We start from the raw sequence: 15,166 nt of genomic DNA, 5'->3' as shown, positions 1-15,166 counted from the left end.
TCGAAGTACATCGCAGCACTGCGACAGCGGAGGTACCTCGTGAAGACGCACATGGGAACGGGACTCGCAGGGGCCGCGCTGATGCTCGCGTCCTGCACACCGTCCACCGCGCCTCGGGCCACCGGGGGCGACGACAAGACCGGCACGGTGCGGGTCTGGCTCTTCGACGAGCCCAACCGCGTGCCAAAGGAGAAGGTTGTCGCCGACGCGATCACCGAGTTCACCGCGCTGCACAGGGGCGTGACCGTCGAGGTCAGCTACATCGCGGTACAGACCCGAAGCGAGAAATTCAAGGGTGCCTTCAACGACCCGGCCAGCGCGCCCGATGTGGTCGAGTACGGCAACACCGACCTTCCGGAGTACGTCGCCGCCGGCGGCCTGGCCGACCTCACCGCCGACGTCGACGTCTGGGCCGAGCGCAAAGATCTCGGCACGAACCTGCGGGCAACCGCCACCGTGGACGGCAAGCTCTACGGCATCCCCTGGTACGTCGGCGTCCGGGCGCTGTACTACCGCACCGACCTCTTCACTGAGCTGGGTCTGGCGCCGCCCACCTCGCGGACCGACCTGGTCGCCGCGGCGACCACGATTCGCTCGGCCAAACCCGACCTGTACGGAATCGCGGTCGGTGGCCGATACACCTTCGCGGCGCTGCCGTTCGTCTGGGACGCCGGCGGCGACCTCGCCACCCGACAGGGCGACCGCTACCTGGCTGCCATCAACTCCGTCGAGTCGCGGGCCGGCGTGAAGGCATACACCGACCTAATGGTGCCGGCCATCTGCCCGCCGCAGCAGTGCGCCGACCTCACCGGCGGGAGGACCGTCGAAATCTTCGCCAGCGGCAAGGCCGGCATGGCGATCCTGGGCAACTTCAACCGGGCGGCCGTCGACGCCGGCGGGGCCAAGGGAAAGTACGCCGTCGTGCCGCTGCCGGGTGCCCGGCCGGGATCGATCGCGCCGGCCTTCGCCGGCGGGAACAACCTGGGCATCATGAAGAGCGGCAAGCGCCGCGGCCTGGCGATGGAGTTCCTGCGGCTGCTCGGCGGCGCCAAGTACCAGAAGCGGATGTACGAGGCTATGGGCAACCTGCCGACGTTGACCTCGACACGTACGGAACTCGCCGGCCGTGACCCGTTCCTCAGGCCGTTCCTCGACACGATGTCCGCCGGCACTCGCTTCGTCCCGCTCGACCCGGGCTGGGGCAAGATCGACGCGCAACAAATCGTCCCGACGATGCTGCAGAAAATCGTCACCGGCAAGGCGACCGTGCAACAGGCGACCGACGAGGCGGCGGCCGCGATGGACGCGGCGTTCGGCCGATGACGGCCACCTCGTCGCCGCGGCTGGCGAGGCCGCGTGGCCGGATCCGCCAGCACCGCGCGGCGCGGCGCCGCCGCCGGCTGACCCCCCTGTGGCTGCTTGTTCCTGCTGGGGCGGTGCTCATACCGCTGCTCGCGTACCCGATCTACCAGCTCGGCCTGCTGTCGCTGTACGAGTACCGGCAAGCGCAGGTCAGCGGCGGCCAACCGAGCCGCTTCGTCGGTGCGGACAACTACGCCGAGCTGCTGGGCGACAAGCAGTTCTGGTCGGTGCTCATCGCCACCGTCGCCTTCGCCACGGCGTGCGTGGTCGCCACGCTCGCCGTCGGCGCTGCCCTGGCCGTGCTCACGGCCCGGACCGGCCGCCTGCCGCGGACGCTGCTGTTCCTGGCCGCGACGGCGGCCTGGGCGGCTCCGGCGGTCACCGGCTCGACGGTGTGGATGTTCCTGTTCGACGCCGACCTCGGCCTGGTCAACCAGGCCCTCGGGCTGCGCGGATTCAACTGGACCTACGACCGCTATACCGCGTTCGCGCTGGTCGGCGCGGTGGTCGTCTGGCACTCGTTCCCGTTCGTCATGGTCACCCTCTACGCCGGCATCCGCGCCGTCCCGGACGCGGTTCTGGAGGCGGCGGCGCTGGACGGAGCCAGCCCCGCACAGTCGTTCCGGCTGGTGGTGCTGCCGATGCTGCGGCCCCTCGTGACGATCGTGGTGATCCAGTCGATCATCTGGGACTTCAAGATCTTCACGCAGATATACGTCATGACCGGCGGCGGCGGGATCGCCGGTCAGAATCTCGTCCTCAACGTGTACGCGTACCAGGAAGCGTTCGCCGCGTCCGAGTACGGCCTCGGCGCCGCCATCGGCGCGGTGATGATGGCGATCCTGCTCGCCGTCACGCTGGCGTACCTGCGGGCACTGCGTCGTGCCGGGGAGGCACTGTGAGCCGCGTCGGTACAGGCCGGCACCGGCTCGCCGACGTCGCCGCGATCGCGGTCGCCGGGGTCACCGTGTTCCCGATCTACTGGATGGTGCTCTCCGCGGTGAAGCCACCCGGGGAGATCCAGTCGCTCGACCAGCGGCCGTGGACGCTGACACCGACGCTGGACAGCTTTCGCCGGGTGCTGACGGTGGGGAGCTTCAGCACCTACTTCCTCAACAGTCTCCTCGTCGCGCTCGCCGTGGTCGTACTCTCGAGCCTCGTCGCCTTCCTCGCCGCGGTGGCGCTCACCCGGTACGCGTTCCGGCTCCGCACGACGATCCTGGTGATGTTCCTCGTGGCCCAGATGGTGCCTGTCGAGGCGCTGACAATCCCGCTGTTCTTCCTGATCCGCGACATCGGCACGGTGGTGCCCGGCGCCGGGCTCAACACGCTCGGGTCCCTGATCCTGGTGCACCTGGCGTTCTCGCTACCGTTCGCGATCTGGATGCTGCGCGGATTCGTCGCCGCCGTCCCGAAGTCGATCGAGGAGGCGGCGATCATCGACGGTGCCGGCCCGGTGACGGTCCTGTGGCGGATCCTGTTCCCGCTGGTCGCCCCAGGACTCGCGGCCACGAGCGTGTTCTCCTTTATCGTCGCGTGGAACGACTTCCTGTTCGCCAAGACGTTCATCATCAGCGCCACCGACAACCAGACGATGCCGATGGCGCTGCTGGTGTTCTTCAAGCCGGACGAGAACGACTGGGGCGGCATCATGGCCGCGTCCACCCTGATGACCGCGCCGGTGCTGGTGTTCTTCGTGCTGGTCCAGCAGCAGATCGTCTCCGGGCTCGGCGGCGCGGTGAAGGAGTAGGGCATGGTGGTGGCCCGCCTGTCCCCGGCCGGCTACCGACAGCGCGGCGCGGGAGGCCGCCCAGGCGCTGCGTGCCCTCGCCGACACCCCGTACCCCTACGCCGGCCCGGCGGCCTGAACCCGGCGTCATGACGCGCCGGTGACCGGCGCCGTGGCCGTGCGGGCCACCCACCCGGCCGCGACCACGACCCACCCGAGCAACAGGACGGTGACGATCCGCTGCGCCAGGCCAGCGACCGGTAGGCCAGAGACCGAGGCGCCGACGAACGCAACCAGGGCCGCGGCCCCGCCGTAGGCGAGCACCCCGAGCGGGCGCAGCAGCTCCGGCCGGCGGCCGTCGAGATGCAGCGTCCGCACCGACAGCACCGCCCCCGCCGCCAGGCAGGCAAACTTCGACAGCGCGGCGATCGCGTGGATGGTGCCGATCGGTGTGATCGGGGCGCCGCTGAGAAGCACGTCGGTCGGGAACGCCGCCGACAGCACCATCCCGTCGCTGGCGACGCCGAGCAGCGACCACACCGCCGAACTCCGTCGCGACTGGTCGAGCGTGGCGCGCAGCGCCGCGGCCAGTCCACCGAACGCGACCGCGTTGGCGAGGAACGCCAGGACCACAACGACAGCGCGCTGGAACATCCTGAGTGGTCGGTGCCCGACCCGCGAAGTGCTGGGGCGGATCTCCGAGATGTGGACGGTGCCGGTGACCGTGGAGTACCGGCTGACCGACCTCGGGCACAGCCTGGCGACGGCCGTGAGCGTCATCCGGGTATGGGCCTACGCGAACGTCGAGGCCATCCTCGCGGCACGCGTCCGGGCCGAGCAGAGCGCGGCTGGCGCCGGCGACCTATCGTCTGCGCCATGACGATCGACGAGAGAGCCAACGCACCGGACGGTGACGCCACGAGTCTATGGTTCCGGACCCACCACAGGCTGACCGAAATGGCCGCGACCCTCGGTGGCGAGGAGGAGCTGCACGACGCCGAGAACCGCTGGGAGTGGGTCTATGTCGCGCTGGACGGCGTGCGCCTGAACATCAGCCGTGATCACACCAAGCGGTGGACCAGCGCCGACGTCACCATCGCCATGGCCGGTCACGACCTTCCGGTGGGATTCCCGGAGCCGCTGCTCCACCGGCTGGTCACGGCGCTGAACGACGCCGGGATCCGGCCGGTGTACCTCGGCTGGAACGTGTACGAGGGCGGCAACGACTTTCGCAAGGTGGTGCAGAAGCGCTTCGACTAGTCAGTGGCCCTGCCACGCGCGGCCGAGGCCGGCCGCGCCGGTGAGCTGGCAGGTGAACCCGTACAACGGCTGCCGGTCCTACGGATCCAGCGCTGTCCGGGATATCGACATCGAGGTGGTCAAGCGCAGTACCACCGTGGCTGGGTTCGTGCCGATCGCCAAGCGGTGGCCGGTTGAGCAGATCGACGGCACGCCAATGCTGCACCGCCGCCTGCCAGTCAGGCCGCGTGACCACACCTGTCACCTGTCGGTGCAGCAGACCCCCTGGCCAGGCTGACGACACTAGTCCTGACCTGCCGGACAAGCTCAGGCGGTTTTGCCGCGCGGCTAGCGCCCATCGGCTCAGTCCCAGCGCCCGCGTACCGATGGGAGTAGGTGCTGCCCGAACGTTGGCATCGGTACCGCGCGGTCAAGGGAGAGTGCGGCATGTCGTGGTTGGCCGCGTCGGTCACCGGCCGACACCTGTGGCGCCTGTTCGCGATCGTCGGCGTGTCGGCGACCGTATTCTATGCGCTTGAGCTTTCCTCCGTGATCAATGTCGGCTGCTCGGCCGTCGTGGGGGTGGGCGGTGTCTGGGCCTGCTTGGCCGGGCCACGCCGCTGGCGCGCCGAGCCCCGCGGAGGCTGGCGCCTGATGGGCGCCGGGGCGCTCTGCTTCCTGCTCAGCATCCTGATCCGACCGCTGATCGAAGGCCACGGCCCGGCCCTGCATCTGCTTCCCCACGCCGCCGCGATGTGCGGCTATGTGTCGCTCTTCGTCCTCCTGGTCCGGCTGCTGCGAGCCCGGCAGAGCCTGGAACGGCACGCCGTGCTCGACGCCCTCACCGTCTGCATCGCCCTCGGCCTGGCCAGCGTGTTGCTCCTCGCCCTGCCTGCCCTCGACATTCCGGGCCGACCACCGGTCGAGGCGGTGATCACCGCGTTGTACCCGCCGCTGGACGTCATCGTCCTGCTCCTCACCGTGAACGTCACGTTCACCGCCACCAGGTTGCCGGTCAGCCTGGTCGCCTGGATCACCGGTGCCACCATAATGTTCGTCGGTGACGCCGCCGCCGCGATCACCACCCTCTCCGGCCGGACGTCAGCGTCGCCGCTGCTGGACGTCCCCGCGCTGCTGACGTTCACGATGCTCGCGGTGTGCGCGCTGCACCCCTCTGTGGCAGAGCTGAGCCGGGCCGACCGCCGCCCGACGCAGGCCTGGTCCGGTGCTCGGATCATGGTGCTCGCACCCGCACTGGCGACACCGTTCGTGCTGCTCGCCACGATCGGCGGCCGGTCGACCGAAACCCGGCTGCTGATCACCGTCGGCGGAGTGCTCACCGTGGTGATGTTGCTCCTGCGCGCGGTCTCGGCGGTCCAGACCGGGGCCGCGGCGCAACTGAGCTCCGAGCACCAGGCCCGCCACGACCTGCTGACCGGGCTGCCGAACCGGCAGAGGATGAGCAAGGAGATCGCCCGGTTGCTCCACGACATGTCGCCCGGCGACGAGGAACGGCGGGTGTGGGTCTTCCTGCTCGACCTGGACGGGTTCAAATGGGTCAACGACTCCTGGGGGCACGACACGGGCGATCAGCTGGTGATCGAGGTGGCCAGGCGACTGCGGGCCGCGCTGCCGACGAACGTGCCGGTCGGGCGGGTCGGCGGCGACGAATTCCTGGTCGTGTACGTCGGTGACAAGAACGGGGCACTGAGCCGGGCCGACGAGATCCGCGGCTGCTTCGATCGACCCGTACTGGTCCGCGACACCGACGTGGCGATCAGCGCGTCGATCGGCATCGCCCATGGAGCGGCCGACCACGAGCAGGCCGCGATGACCGCCGACGCACTGATGCGCGACGCGGACACCGCGATGTACCGGGCCAAGGGCGAGGGCCCCGGCCGGATCACGTTCTTCGACACCTCGATGCACGACCAGGTGCGGGAACGGACCGAACTGGAGGCCGCGCTTCGCCAGGCACTCAGCGCCGGCCAGCTGTACGTCGCGTACCAGCCGATCGTCGCGATCCAGAGCGGCCAACCGGTCGGCGCCGAGGCCCTGGTCCGCTGGGTCCATCCCGAACGCGGCCAGGTCCCACCGTCCGCGTTCATCCCGATCGCCGAGGAGGCCGGGCTGATCGGCGTGATCGGCACCTGGGTACGCCAGGAGGCGCTGCGCCAGCTCAGCGAGTGGCGGGAGAACGGCACGGTCGGCACCGACTTCTACCTGTCGATCAACGTGTCCCCGCGGCAACTCACCGACCCTGAGCTACCGCTGATCGTCGCGGACGAGCTGCTGCGCTGCGGTGTGCCGGCACACTGCGTCGCGCTGGAGATGACCGAGTCGGTGATGGTGGACGGCTCCCGGGTGACCGGGCAGGTGCTCTTCGAACTGCGGAAGCATGGCATCAAGCTGCTGATCGACGACTTCGGGACGGGCTTCTCGGCGCTGGGCTACCTGCGCCGTTTCCCGGTGACCGGGGTGAAGATCGACCGGTCGTTCGTGACCGGGCTCGGGTCGAGCACCGAGGACGAAGAGATCGTCCGGGCCGTGGTGGCGATGAGCCACGCGCTAGGTCTGAGCGTCATCGCCGAGGGCGTCGAGACCCCGCTCCAGCAGGGCGCGCTCGCCGCGATGGGCGTACCGAACGGGCAGGGTTGGCTGTGGGGGCCGGCGGTGCCCGCGGCCGAGTTCGCGGCGCAATGGCACGTCGGGGGGCGGGCCGCGCTCGCCGCGGCCACCCGCGACCGGGCCGGCGGCCCGAGAATGGCCGGATAGCTACCCGAGCAGCAGGCCCAAGCCTCAGCCCGGAACCCAAGTGCGCTGGATCAGCGTGGGCCTACGGTGCCTCACCGACGACGCGCTCGGCGTCCACAGCGACTGGAAAACCGACGACACTGGGTGGACGTCCGTGGTAGTCGTCGTCGAGCCTGTCATCGGGTTGGGCCATCCAAGCGCCCTTCTCATGAACGAGGGCCCCGACGCGGAAGCGCCGGGGCCCAGGGCTACGGGTTGAATAACACCATCTACCGACACGTTCGTCGGCTTGTCGTATCCACACCTCGCCGCTAGCACTGTCAGCGGCGAGCGGTGCGAGGATCGCATAAGCGTGACCGGAGACCACCTCACGTGCGGTGGGACTACGGTGTCCACCTCAGAACCGACTTCGTCCTGGCGGTGGGCGATCCAACGGCGTCCAAGCCCTCCCTTTCCTCTACTTCCCATTACCTGTACTACTTGTCGCACCACCCCGCTGGTGTCGGAGCCCCACGCAAACTTCACGACCCCACACACGTACAGCGGATGTGTCCTGCATCAGCCAGAGCCCTGAACCTTGACTGGCCCTGCCCGCGGTTGCCCTGACCTGGAATTACGTCAAGGTCTTGTCCTGCACTTCTTGCCTTGCCCTTACTGGTGCGGTGAGGCGTTCCACCGCTTGCCGAGCGAGCCACGAAGGTTCCGGGCCCTGCTTAACGCTCGGTCCGGTTCGTCTGCGTTTCAACCGGTCTCTGCTGTCACCTCGAGGAACATTACCCGGCTATGGCAAGGATGTCTAGTCCACACGACCGAGATTTTCTCGGCGATCGTCCAGGGTTTTCAGCGCGTCGAGCTCGACCGGAAGGTGGCGGTGACAGCGGCGAGAAGGCGTCCACGGGCAGGCGTAGCCGCCGGCTGCCACACCCGAACCGGCCCGTCGGTAGAACCGCTCGCCACTGGTTGTCTTTAGGCGGTGGTGGTGTGCGGGGCGAGGCTGATGGCGATGCAGCGGGCGGTGAAGGCGGCGATGGTCAGGGCGTGGAAGAGCTCGTGGAAGCCGAACCAGCTCGGGCTGAGCCGTCGTGCCGTTGAAGGCCGTAGACGACAGCACCGAGGGTATGCCGGCGACGCGTGAGTGCCGTCGGCTGCAGGTGCGCTACTCCCCTACCTCGCTGCGGCGTATCACAACGGCTCAACATTGTTCCGGTTCGCTGATGCGTCTATAGCCGCCAATTGAGCCGCAAGGGCCCCGCCGATTTTGATTGACCACGCCGGATTCCTTGGTTCGGGTACTCGATCTTCCGATAGTTCTGGCGGATCCGTCGCGGCATCTCCCTCGGCGGTCCTCACCCCCGGAGAGTCGCATGTCCAGTCGCCAGTTCGTCACCTTCGAGGTCGCCGGCCAGTTCCTCGGCGTGGACGTGGAGGCTGTGCAGGAGGTGCTGTCGTACGGCGAGTACACGCCGGTGCCGCTCGCACCGAACGCGATCGGGGGACTGTTCAATCTGCGCGGGCAGGTGATCGCCGCGGTGGACCTGCGTGTGCAGTTCGGGTTGCCGCGCCGGAACATGTCCGGCCCATTGATGAACGTGATCGTGCGGTACGCCGGTGAGCCGGTGAGCCTGCTGGTGGACCGCATCGGGCAGGTCGCCGACCTGGACGCCACGTTGTTCGAGGAGCCGCCGGCGCATCTGACCGGCCCATCACGGGCGCTGGTCACCGGCGCGTACAAGACCGAGGGGCCGCTGCTGCTAGTACTGGACGTCGCCCAGTGTGTGAACACCGCCCGCGTCACGGCCTGAGCTTTCCGTCTGGCCGAAGCGGTCTGCGTCAGCGACCCGCGCCTGCACCGGATGGCCCGCACTACTGAAGAGGGAAGCTCACCGTCCATGGGTGCCTCAGGCTGGAAGTACGAGGCCCGCCTCCGTGCCTCGCAGGCATACGCCACGGCTGAAGCCGAGTAAGCGGCGGTGGAGAACGGTCGGCGCACGCTTCTTCCTGGACTTCGCGGTCCAGCGTGTCGGCCCAGTCTTCGCCGTCCTCTGGGCGGCCTCCGGGTAACTGCCAGTGCCGGCCGTCGTCGGTGACCAGGACTACCTGGCCGTCGGTGAGGCACACGCCCGCCGAGCCGTGCGCGGTGCCGGCCGGGACGTCTGTGGGCGAGTGCCAGGTCGACTGCCAGTGTTGGTCAGGGGTGACGATGTCTACGGCAGTGCCGGCCTCCGCGATGTTCACCGCGTGATGGTGCCGGACACTTCCCTGCCGTCCAAGCAAGTTTCAGGTGATGCCGTTGTGGTAGCCGACCGAGCGGAAGACCACGACATGTTGCGGAGCAACGACGTGGGTGGTCGCTCTCGTTCCGCGCCGACAGTGGCAGCGGCAACGCAGCGCTGGCGCAGCGATACGGTGACGCAGCGCCTGTCGGAACTCAGCCCGGTCGGCGGGGTCCATACCGGATTTGGCGAGGGGGCTACTCGGCGATGGCCGCGGCCTGGGCGTCACTACCGTGCAGGCCACAATGGTGACCGGCAGATCGGGTAGGCCGCCAAGAACGCGTCCTGACCTTGAGGGCGTACCCGTCTATCGCGATCTGCGCACCGTGCGGTAGAGCGGCCCGCGGGCGCATCGATCCGTTCAAGCTCTCGGGCGGCTCGGGATGTTTAGCTGAGCGGCGCTGTCCAGTCCGGCGGGTCGGCGGGACGCAGGTGCGCGTCATCGATGGCGAAGGTCCGTACCGGTCCCGGCGGGCTGGTAGGGCCTTCGAAACGGACGCTGACGCGGCCCATTCCGCTTCCCCAGACCCAGCCGGGGCCGTACTGCTCGTGGTGAACGTCTTGACCGGGTCTCCATGACAGCGCGGTGGTGCCCGATGGTCGTGACGCCGTGTTTGACGGCGCCGGGGAAGGCCTGATTTCGGTCTCGGCGTTGGTGGTGGTGTTCGTGAACAGGTCGTCTTGGACGAAGTCGGCAAGCGTGGTGACTCCGACGCCGAGCAGCCGGATTCCGGTGGCGGTGTCGACGTCGGCGAGCAGTTTGCGGGCGAGTTGGGCGATCAGCCGGGGGTCGTCGGTCGGCTGGAATCGGGTGCTCGAGCGGGTGATGGTGGTGAAGTCGTAGTGCCGCACCTTGAGCGTCACTGTGCGCCCGGACAACCCGGCCGTGCGTAGCCGGCCGCCGACCCGGGCGGCGAGCAGGTCGATCTCGGTGCCGAGCCGGGCCCGGTCGGTGACGTCGACGTCGAAGGTGTCCTCCGCCGACACCGACTTCGCCTCCCGTTCCACGACGAGGATTCGGTTGTCGTCGGCGCGGGCCAGGCGAAACAGCCCGTTGCCATGGGCTTGGCCGAACCAGTCCACCAGATCCGCAAGCGCTACCTGCGCCAGGTCCCCGATCGTGTGCACGTTCGCGCGGCGCAGCCGGTCTTGGGTGGCCGGGCCGACCCCGGGTAGCCGGCCGACGGAAAGGGGATGCAGGACCGTTTGTTCGTCGCCGGGGGCGACGACGGTGAGTCCGTGGGGCTTGTTCAGGTCTGAGCCGATCTTCGCCACCAGCTTTGACGTGCCGACCCCGATCGACCCGGTGACTCCGCCGGTGGCAGCGGCGATGGCGTCTTTGACCTGTCCCATCAGCATGGTCACGGCGGCGACGGACAGGTCGTGGCCGGCGGCGGCGAGGTCGATGTACGCCTCGTCGATGGAGACCTGCTCCACCAGCGGCGACACCTCGCCCAGCAGAGCCATGACGACTTGGCTGGTTTTGCGGTATGCCGCGCCGCGCGGCGACAGGAACGCCGTGCCGGGCGGGCAGCACCGGCGGGCTTGCGCGACCGGCATCGCCGAACGCGCCCCGAACACCCGCGCCTCATAGGAGGCGGTCGCCACCACGCCGCGTCCCCCGACACCGCCGACGATGACCGGTTTGCCCCGCAGTGACACCTTGTCGCGCTGCTCGACCGCAGCGAACATCGCGTCAAGATCCACGTGAGCGATGCTCGCCTCCCGCCGCACTGACTCCCCCATCGGTTCGCACACTGTCGTCGCTGCTCAGCGTAGATACCTGGTATGACAACACCGCGTTGAGCAAACCCGATCCGTAACGCGTGCAAGGAGAAGTTCGCTGTTTCAGCCATACCGGCGGTGTCCGCTTGACGATCACAGAATGTGCGCGGCCACGGGTTACCTCCCGCCATCGCGCCGACGCTGGCCACGCCAGGGCCGGTACCGACCGGTGCGGGATGGGCGGCAGAGTTGTAGCACGACGGTTCTCCAAAGACTCTGATCTGCCTCAGGTGACAGTTCGTACTCACAAGAGACCAACGCCGTTATAGCGTTGCGCGGACGCACAGATGATCATGCTGCGAGGCTGGCAGATGCGGACAGGGCAGCTTTCGCCGTCCGTGGTGTCAGGACAGCGGGTAGCCCACCACCGTCTGGAAGTTGCCGGCGGAGCCGGTGATGACCAGCGAGTCACCGGCTATGGCGGCCGTGTTGTCGATGCCCATCTTGCCCACGCAGGAGAGGCAGTCCGCCAGCACCGGCGTCGCCGCGCCCGTGCGGCGGTCGATGAGCAATGACCGCCCGTGCGGGCCGCTGTCGAGCAGAAACATGCGTGTCGGGGTGAAGGCCGCTGTTGATGCGCCCGCAGCCACGGTCCACATCGCCTTGCCGGTGCGCAGACTACGCGCTGTCAGCACTCGCGCGGGCCCCTCCTTTGCCGGCACTTCCGTGAACAGTTGCTGTCCCGCCGCGAAGGCGTCCAGGGCCGGTCCGCCGGCATCTTCCACAGGGCGGACCCCGTCGGCCCGTACGCGACGAGCGTGGCAGACGCTGTACCGGTGGTTCCCCCGCTGGCAGAGTGACGGTGTCTGGGCGCAGATCCTGGCCGTGCCGCAGACCCGGGCGGATGCAGCCGGCTTGATCGGCTGGACGATGAGCGTGGACTCCACGACAAGCTGCGCGTTGCCCGCAGCGGCGGTGGCCGGCCGCGGACCCGCCCGGACATCGTGCTGGCCGACAAGGCGTACACGTCCGGGGCCAACCGTGCCCACCTGCGCCGCCGCGGTATCGCCGGGTGTGTCCCGAGTAAGGCCGACCAGGACGCCCACGGTAAGGCCAAAGGATCCAAGGGCGGACGCCCGCCCGCTTTCGACCCCGAGATCCACGGCCTGCGCCATGCCGGGCTGGGTCGCACACTTCATGATCACGTGAAGGCTGTCTCGGGTTGATGCCGCACTCCATCCCAGACGTGCGCGCTCGCATTTGCTCAGCTTGCGGTCGCGGTTACCGACAGAAGTCTCTGTGTGGGCTCAAGAAACCGGCGGCGTTGCCGTCCAGACGGCACCCTGCCCGGCGGTCCCGGCGGGTGCGTTGAGTGCCACGTCGCTGGCCTATCTCGGTATTGACCGGCTGGGTTTGATCACGGACTGGAACCCGGCGGCCGAGCGGATGTTCGGTTGGACCCGCGCGGAGATCGTGGGGCAGTCGGTGGCCGACACGATCGTGCTGCCGCGGATGCGTGCCGCGTTCCTGGTCGAATTCACCCGCCATCTGGTGACCGGCGACACCGCAGGGCTCGGCCGGCGCCTGGAGTTGCCAGCGCGTCACCGTGACGGCCACGAGCTGCTCATCGAGATCACGATCGACCCGGTCAACAACGGCGCGGACGGGTTCTGCGCGTTTGCTCACGACAGCACTGGTCGGCGTGAGGCCGAGCAGGCGCTGTGGGAGAGCAACTCCCTGGTGCAGGCCATCCTTGATCACACCACCGCGGTGATCTCCGCGAAGGACTCCGACGGAAGGTACCTGTTCGTCAACCGCGAGTTCGAACGCCGCTTCCAGGTCGCCGCCGGTGAGCTGGTCGGGCGTACCGAGGCCGACGTGCTTCCGGCCGCGCTGGCGGCGGCTTCCCAGGAGCGCGACGAGCAGGTGCTGCGCTCCGCTACCGCCTCGACGACCCTGGAGGAGATCCCGGCCGGCGACGATGTGCAGCAGTACATCGTCACCCGGTTCCCGCTGCTCGACCCGGCTGGATTGCCGCGCGGGGTGTGTTCCATCTCGATCGACGACACCGCGCGCCGACGCAGCGCGGAGGCGCTGCGCCGCAGCGAGGAACGCTTCGAGCGGATCGTCAGCAACATGCCCGGCATGGCGTGCCGGTTCGAGGTGACCCCGGACGGGTTCACCTCGTACACCTACGTCTCCGACGGCTGCCGCGAGGTCTTCGGCGTCGAACCCGAAGCGGTCCTCGCCGACGCCAACGTGGTTACCAGCCTCTTTCCGCCCGAGCAGCAACAGGCGCTCCGAGCCAGCTTCTGGGAATCGGCGTACAGCCTCGAACTTTGGCGCTGGGAGGGACACGCGATTCTGCGCGACGGGCAGCGCCGCTACGTGCAGGGCATCGCCCGGCCGGAGCGCCTGCCGGACGGCACCGTGGTCTGGGACGGGCTGCTGCTGGACCGTACCCGGGAGAAGGAGGCGGAGCTGGAGTCCGCCCGCACCCGCCGCCACCTGAACCAGCTGATCTCGTCGCTGCGCGGCTACGCCTTCACGGTCAAGGCACAACCCGACGGCAGCGTCCGCGGCGTCTACAGCACCACGGACGGCTCGGAGATCTTCGGCGGACCGATGACCGCCCACGGCGACTCCCTCGCCTCGTCCATCGCGGCGCTGGTGCACCCCGAGGACCAGCCGAAGTACGCGGCCTTCTGGGACAGCACCCGGGCCGGTCGCGCGGCCGACCTCAACTGCAGGATCATCGGCTACGACGGTGTTCAGCGATCGGTGTTCATCCGGCTCCGCCCGCGGCCGGAGGACCCCACGACGCTCGACGGCGTCTGCTGCGACATGACCCCGGTGCCCACCGCCCCGGCGCTGTCATGACCGGCACCATGGCGCCCACTGGCACCATGGCGCCCACTGGCACCATGGCGCCCACTGGCTACCAGGAGCGCATGCCTCGCCAGGTCGGTGAGCTCGCCGTGCCGGTGAAGCCGGTCGCGGCGAGTACCCCGCTCGCCGCCGTTCAGGCGATCCTGCGCGGGAATCCGTTGCTTCCCGGTGTTGTCGTGCGCGCGCCGGACGGTCAGCTCCGGCTGCTCAGCCGTGCCCGCGTCGAGCTGGCCGACACCGGCGCCGCCGGGTCCGACGGGGAACCCGGCACTGCTCGCACGGTCGGGGACCTGCCGGTGGCCGAGACGTTGAAGCTGCGGGCTAGTACGCCCGTCGACGCCGCCGCCGAGGCCGCGCTCGCACGTCCGGCGGCCACCCGCGACGACGCCATCCTCATCACCTGGCCGCACGCCCGGTACGGCATCGCGCCGATGCTCGACCTGATCGCCGCGATGGCCCGCCGCTACGTACGACTCACCCGCACCGACGCCCTCACCGGACTCGCCAACCGCCATGCCCTCACCACCCGCGGCGACGAACGCCTGAGTGAACAACCACAGGGTGCGCTGCTCGTCATCGACCTCGACCGGTTCGCCGAAATCAACGAAGCCCTCGGCTACCAAGGCGCCGACCAGATCCTGCGCCAGGTCGCCGCCGCCCTCACCGCAGCGACCAGCGACGACGACATCGTCGCCCGCCTCGACGGCGACCAGTTCGCGGTCCTCCTCGGCGAGCGCCCGAGCAACGACGCCAGCCCCGACGGCTGGCCAGAGCGGATCGCCCACCAACTCGCCCAACGGGCCCGCGGACCGTTCACCGTCACCGGCGTCCCCGTCAGCGTCGAGATGAGCATCGGCGTCGCCCACCTCACCCAGGCAAACGACGACATCGACACCCTGCTGCGCCGGGCCACCATCGCCATGCAAGCCGCCAAACGAGCCCGCACCGGCGTCGAAACGTGGGATCCACAAGCGGCCTCGGCCCGCGGCGCCGACCTGCGCCTGATGGCCGAGCTACGCGCCGCCGTCCAACGCGGGCAACTACGTGTGCACTACCAACCCCTCATCCACGCCGCCAGCGGTCTACCGCACGGCGTCGAGGCCCTCGTCCGCTGGCAACACCCCGACCGTGGCCTGCTGGCACCCGGGGTGTTCCTGCCCGACGCCGAACGCTCCGACATCATCATCGACCTCAC

The 15,166-nt window shown here is 69.0% G+C and carries 13 protein-coding genes and 1 pseudogene; 11 read left to right on the top strand and 3 right to left on the bottom strand.

What is annotated here, in order from left to right; translation table 11 throughout:
* Positions 1-51: 51 nt before the first annotated feature.
* Genes AB0M36_RS16405 through AB0M36_RS16395 form a run of 3 tightly spaced genes read left to right on the top strand, consistent with a single transcriptional unit; the run spans position 52 to position 3,112 of the window.
* Positions 52-1,323 (top strand): extracellular solute-binding protein, encoded by a 1,272-nt coding sequence (locus tag AB0M36_RS16405; RefSeq protein ID WP_364157823.1) that lies wholly within the window; start codon positions 52-54, stop codon positions 1,321-1,323.
* Positions 1,320-2,264, top strand: coding sequence for a sugar ABC transporter permease (locus AB0M36_RS16400; RefSeq protein WP_364157820.1), 945 nt, complete (start codon positions 1,320-1,322; stop codon positions 2,262-2,264). The genes AB0M36_RS16405 and AB0M36_RS16400 overlap by 4 nt, the downstream gene beginning before the upstream one ends.
* Complete coding sequence (locus AB0M36_RS16395; RefSeq protein WP_364157817.1) at positions 2,261-3,112, top strand: carbohydrate ABC transporter permease; 852 nt, start codon at positions 2,261-2,263, stop codon at positions 3,110-3,112. Before AB0M36_RS16400 ends, AB0M36_RS16395 begins: the two co-directional genes overlap by 4 nt.
* A gap of 126 nt (positions 3,113-3,238) precedes the next feature.
* On the opposite strand, the gene AB0M36_RS16390 is transcribed toward AB0M36_RS16395, so the two are convergent.
* Positions 3,239-3,745 (bottom strand): DUF998 domain-containing protein, encoded by a 507-nt coding sequence (locus AB0M36_RS16390; RefSeq protein WP_364157814.1) that lies wholly within the window; start codon positions 3,743-3,745, stop codon positions 3,239-3,241.
* A gap of 49 nt (positions 3,746-3,794) precedes the next feature.
* Here AB0M36_RS16390 and AB0M36_RS16385 point away from each other — a divergent pair, with 49 nt between their 5' ends.
* The 5 genes from AB0M36_RS16385 to AB0M36_RS16365 all read left to right on the top strand — a co-directional run bounded on the left by AB0M36_RS16385 (position 3,795) and on the right by AB0M36_RS16365 (position 8,886).
* Positions 3,795-3,971, top strand: a complete 177-nt coding sequence (locus AB0M36_RS16385) for a winged helix-turn-helix transcriptional regulator (RefSeq protein ID WP_364157812.1) — start codon at positions 3,795-3,797, stop codon at positions 3,969-3,971.
* A complete protein-coding gene (locus tag AB0M36_RS16380) occupies positions 3,968-4,351 on the top strand; it encodes a hypothetical protein (RefSeq protein ID WP_364157809.1) in 384 nt (127 codons plus the stop codon). The genes AB0M36_RS16385 and AB0M36_RS16380 overlap by 4 nt, the downstream gene beginning before the upstream one ends.
* 52 nt (positions 4,352-4,403) lie before the next feature.
* Complete coding sequence (locus tag AB0M36_RS16375; protein WP_364157806.1) at positions 4,404-4,628, top strand: hypothetical protein; 225 nt, start codon at positions 4,404-4,406, stop codon at positions 4,626-4,628.
* 149 nt (positions 4,629-4,777) lie between these two features.
* On the top strand, positions 4,778-7,105 hold the full coding sequence (locus tag AB0M36_RS16370) for a bifunctional diguanylate cyclase/phosphodiesterase (RefSeq protein ID WP_364157803.1): 2,328 nt from the start codon (positions 4,778-4,780) through the stop codon (positions 7,103-7,105).
* A gap of 1,343 nt (positions 7,106-8,448) precedes the next feature.
* Positions 8,449-8,886 (top strand): chemotaxis protein CheW, encoded by a 438-nt coding sequence (locus AB0M36_RS16365; RefSeq protein WP_364157800.1) that lies wholly within the window; start codon positions 8,449-8,451, stop codon positions 8,884-8,886.
* Positions 8,887-8,947: 61 nt separating this feature from the next.
* Here AB0M36_RS16365 and AB0M36_RS16360 read toward each other — a convergent pair whose 3' ends face one another.
* Together AB0M36_RS16360 and AB0M36_RS16355 are read right to left on the bottom strand one after the other, a co-directional pair.
* Entirely contained in the window at positions 8,948-9,319 is a 372-nt protein-coding gene (locus tag AB0M36_RS16360) for an NUDIX domain-containing protein (protein ID WP_364157797.1), read from the bottom strand.
* Positions 9,320-9,744: 425 nt separating this feature from the next.
* The gene (locus AB0M36_RS16355) at positions 9,745-11,103 is read right to left on the bottom strand and encodes a DNA polymerase IV (RefSeq protein WP_364157794.1); all 1,359 of its coding nucleotides are present in this window, start codon (positions 11,101-11,103) and stop codon (positions 9,745-9,747) included.
* A 950-nt stretch (positions 11,104-12,053) separates the two neighbouring features.
* On the opposite strand from AB0M36_RS16355, the pseudogene AB0M36_RS16350 reads away from it, so the two are divergent.
* The 3 genes and pseudogenes from AB0M36_RS16350 to AB0M36_RS16340 all read left to right on the top strand — a co-directional run.
* Positions 12,054-12,149, top strand: a pseudogene (locus AB0M36_RS16350) (IS5/IS1182 family transposase); the annotation flags it as partial.
* 232 nt (positions 12,150-12,381) lie between these two features.
* Entirely contained in the window at positions 12,382-13,962 is a 1,581-nt protein-coding gene (locus AB0M36_RS16345; protein WP_364157791.1) for a PAS domain S-box protein, read from the top strand.
* Positions 13,959-15,166 (top strand): diguanylate cyclase (locus tag AB0M36_RS16340; RefSeq protein WP_364157788.1); only part of this gene is annotated, 1,208 nt, incomplete at its 3' end. The genes AB0M36_RS16345 and AB0M36_RS16340, both read left to right, overlap by 4 nt.

Origin of the sequence: Actinoplanes sp. NPDC051346 (genome assembly GCF_040682215.1) — a bacterium.
In the GTDB taxonomy this organism is placed as follows: Bacteria; Actinomycetota; Actinomycetes; order Mycobacteriales; family Micromonosporaceae; genus Actinoplanes.
Note: the sequence above shows the minus strand (reverse complement) of the source record. Positions and strands in the feature narration are given on the sequence as shown.

Excerpts from the sequence above, each read along its gene's own strand:
- AB0M36_RS16405 (WP_364157823.1), top strand. The coding sequence starts at position 52 with ATGGGAACGGGACTCGCAGGGGCCGCGCTGATGCTCGCGTCCTGCACA.
- AB0M36_RS16400 (WP_364157820.1), top strand. The coding sequence starts at position 1,320 with ATGACGGCCACCTCGTCGCCGCGGCTGGCGAGGCCGCGTGGCCGGATC.
- AB0M36_RS16390 (WP_364157814.1), bottom strand. The coding sequence starts at position 3,745 with ATGTTCCAGCGCGCTGTCGTTGTGGTCCTGGCGTTCCTCGCCAACGCG.
- AB0M36_RS16385 (WP_364157812.1), top strand. The coding sequence starts at position 3,795 with ATGTGGACGGTGCCGGTGACCGTGGAGTACCGGCTGACCGACCTCGGG.
- AB0M36_RS16380 (WP_364157809.1), top strand. The coding sequence starts at position 3,968 with ATGACGATCGACGAGAGAGCCAACGCACCGGACGGTGACGCCACGAGT.
- AB0M36_RS16370 (WP_364157803.1), top strand. The coding sequence starts at position 4,778 with ATGTCGTGGTTGGCCGCGTCGGTCACCGGCCGACACCTGTGGCGCCTG.
- AB0M36_RS16365 (WP_364157800.1), top strand. The coding sequence starts at position 8,449 with ATGTCCAGTCGCCAGTTCGTCACCTTCGAGGTCGCCGGCCAGTTCCTC.
- AB0M36_RS16355 (WP_364157794.1), bottom strand. The coding sequence starts at position 11,103 with ATGGGGGAGTCAGTGCGGCGGGAGGCGAGCATCGCTCACGTGGATCTT.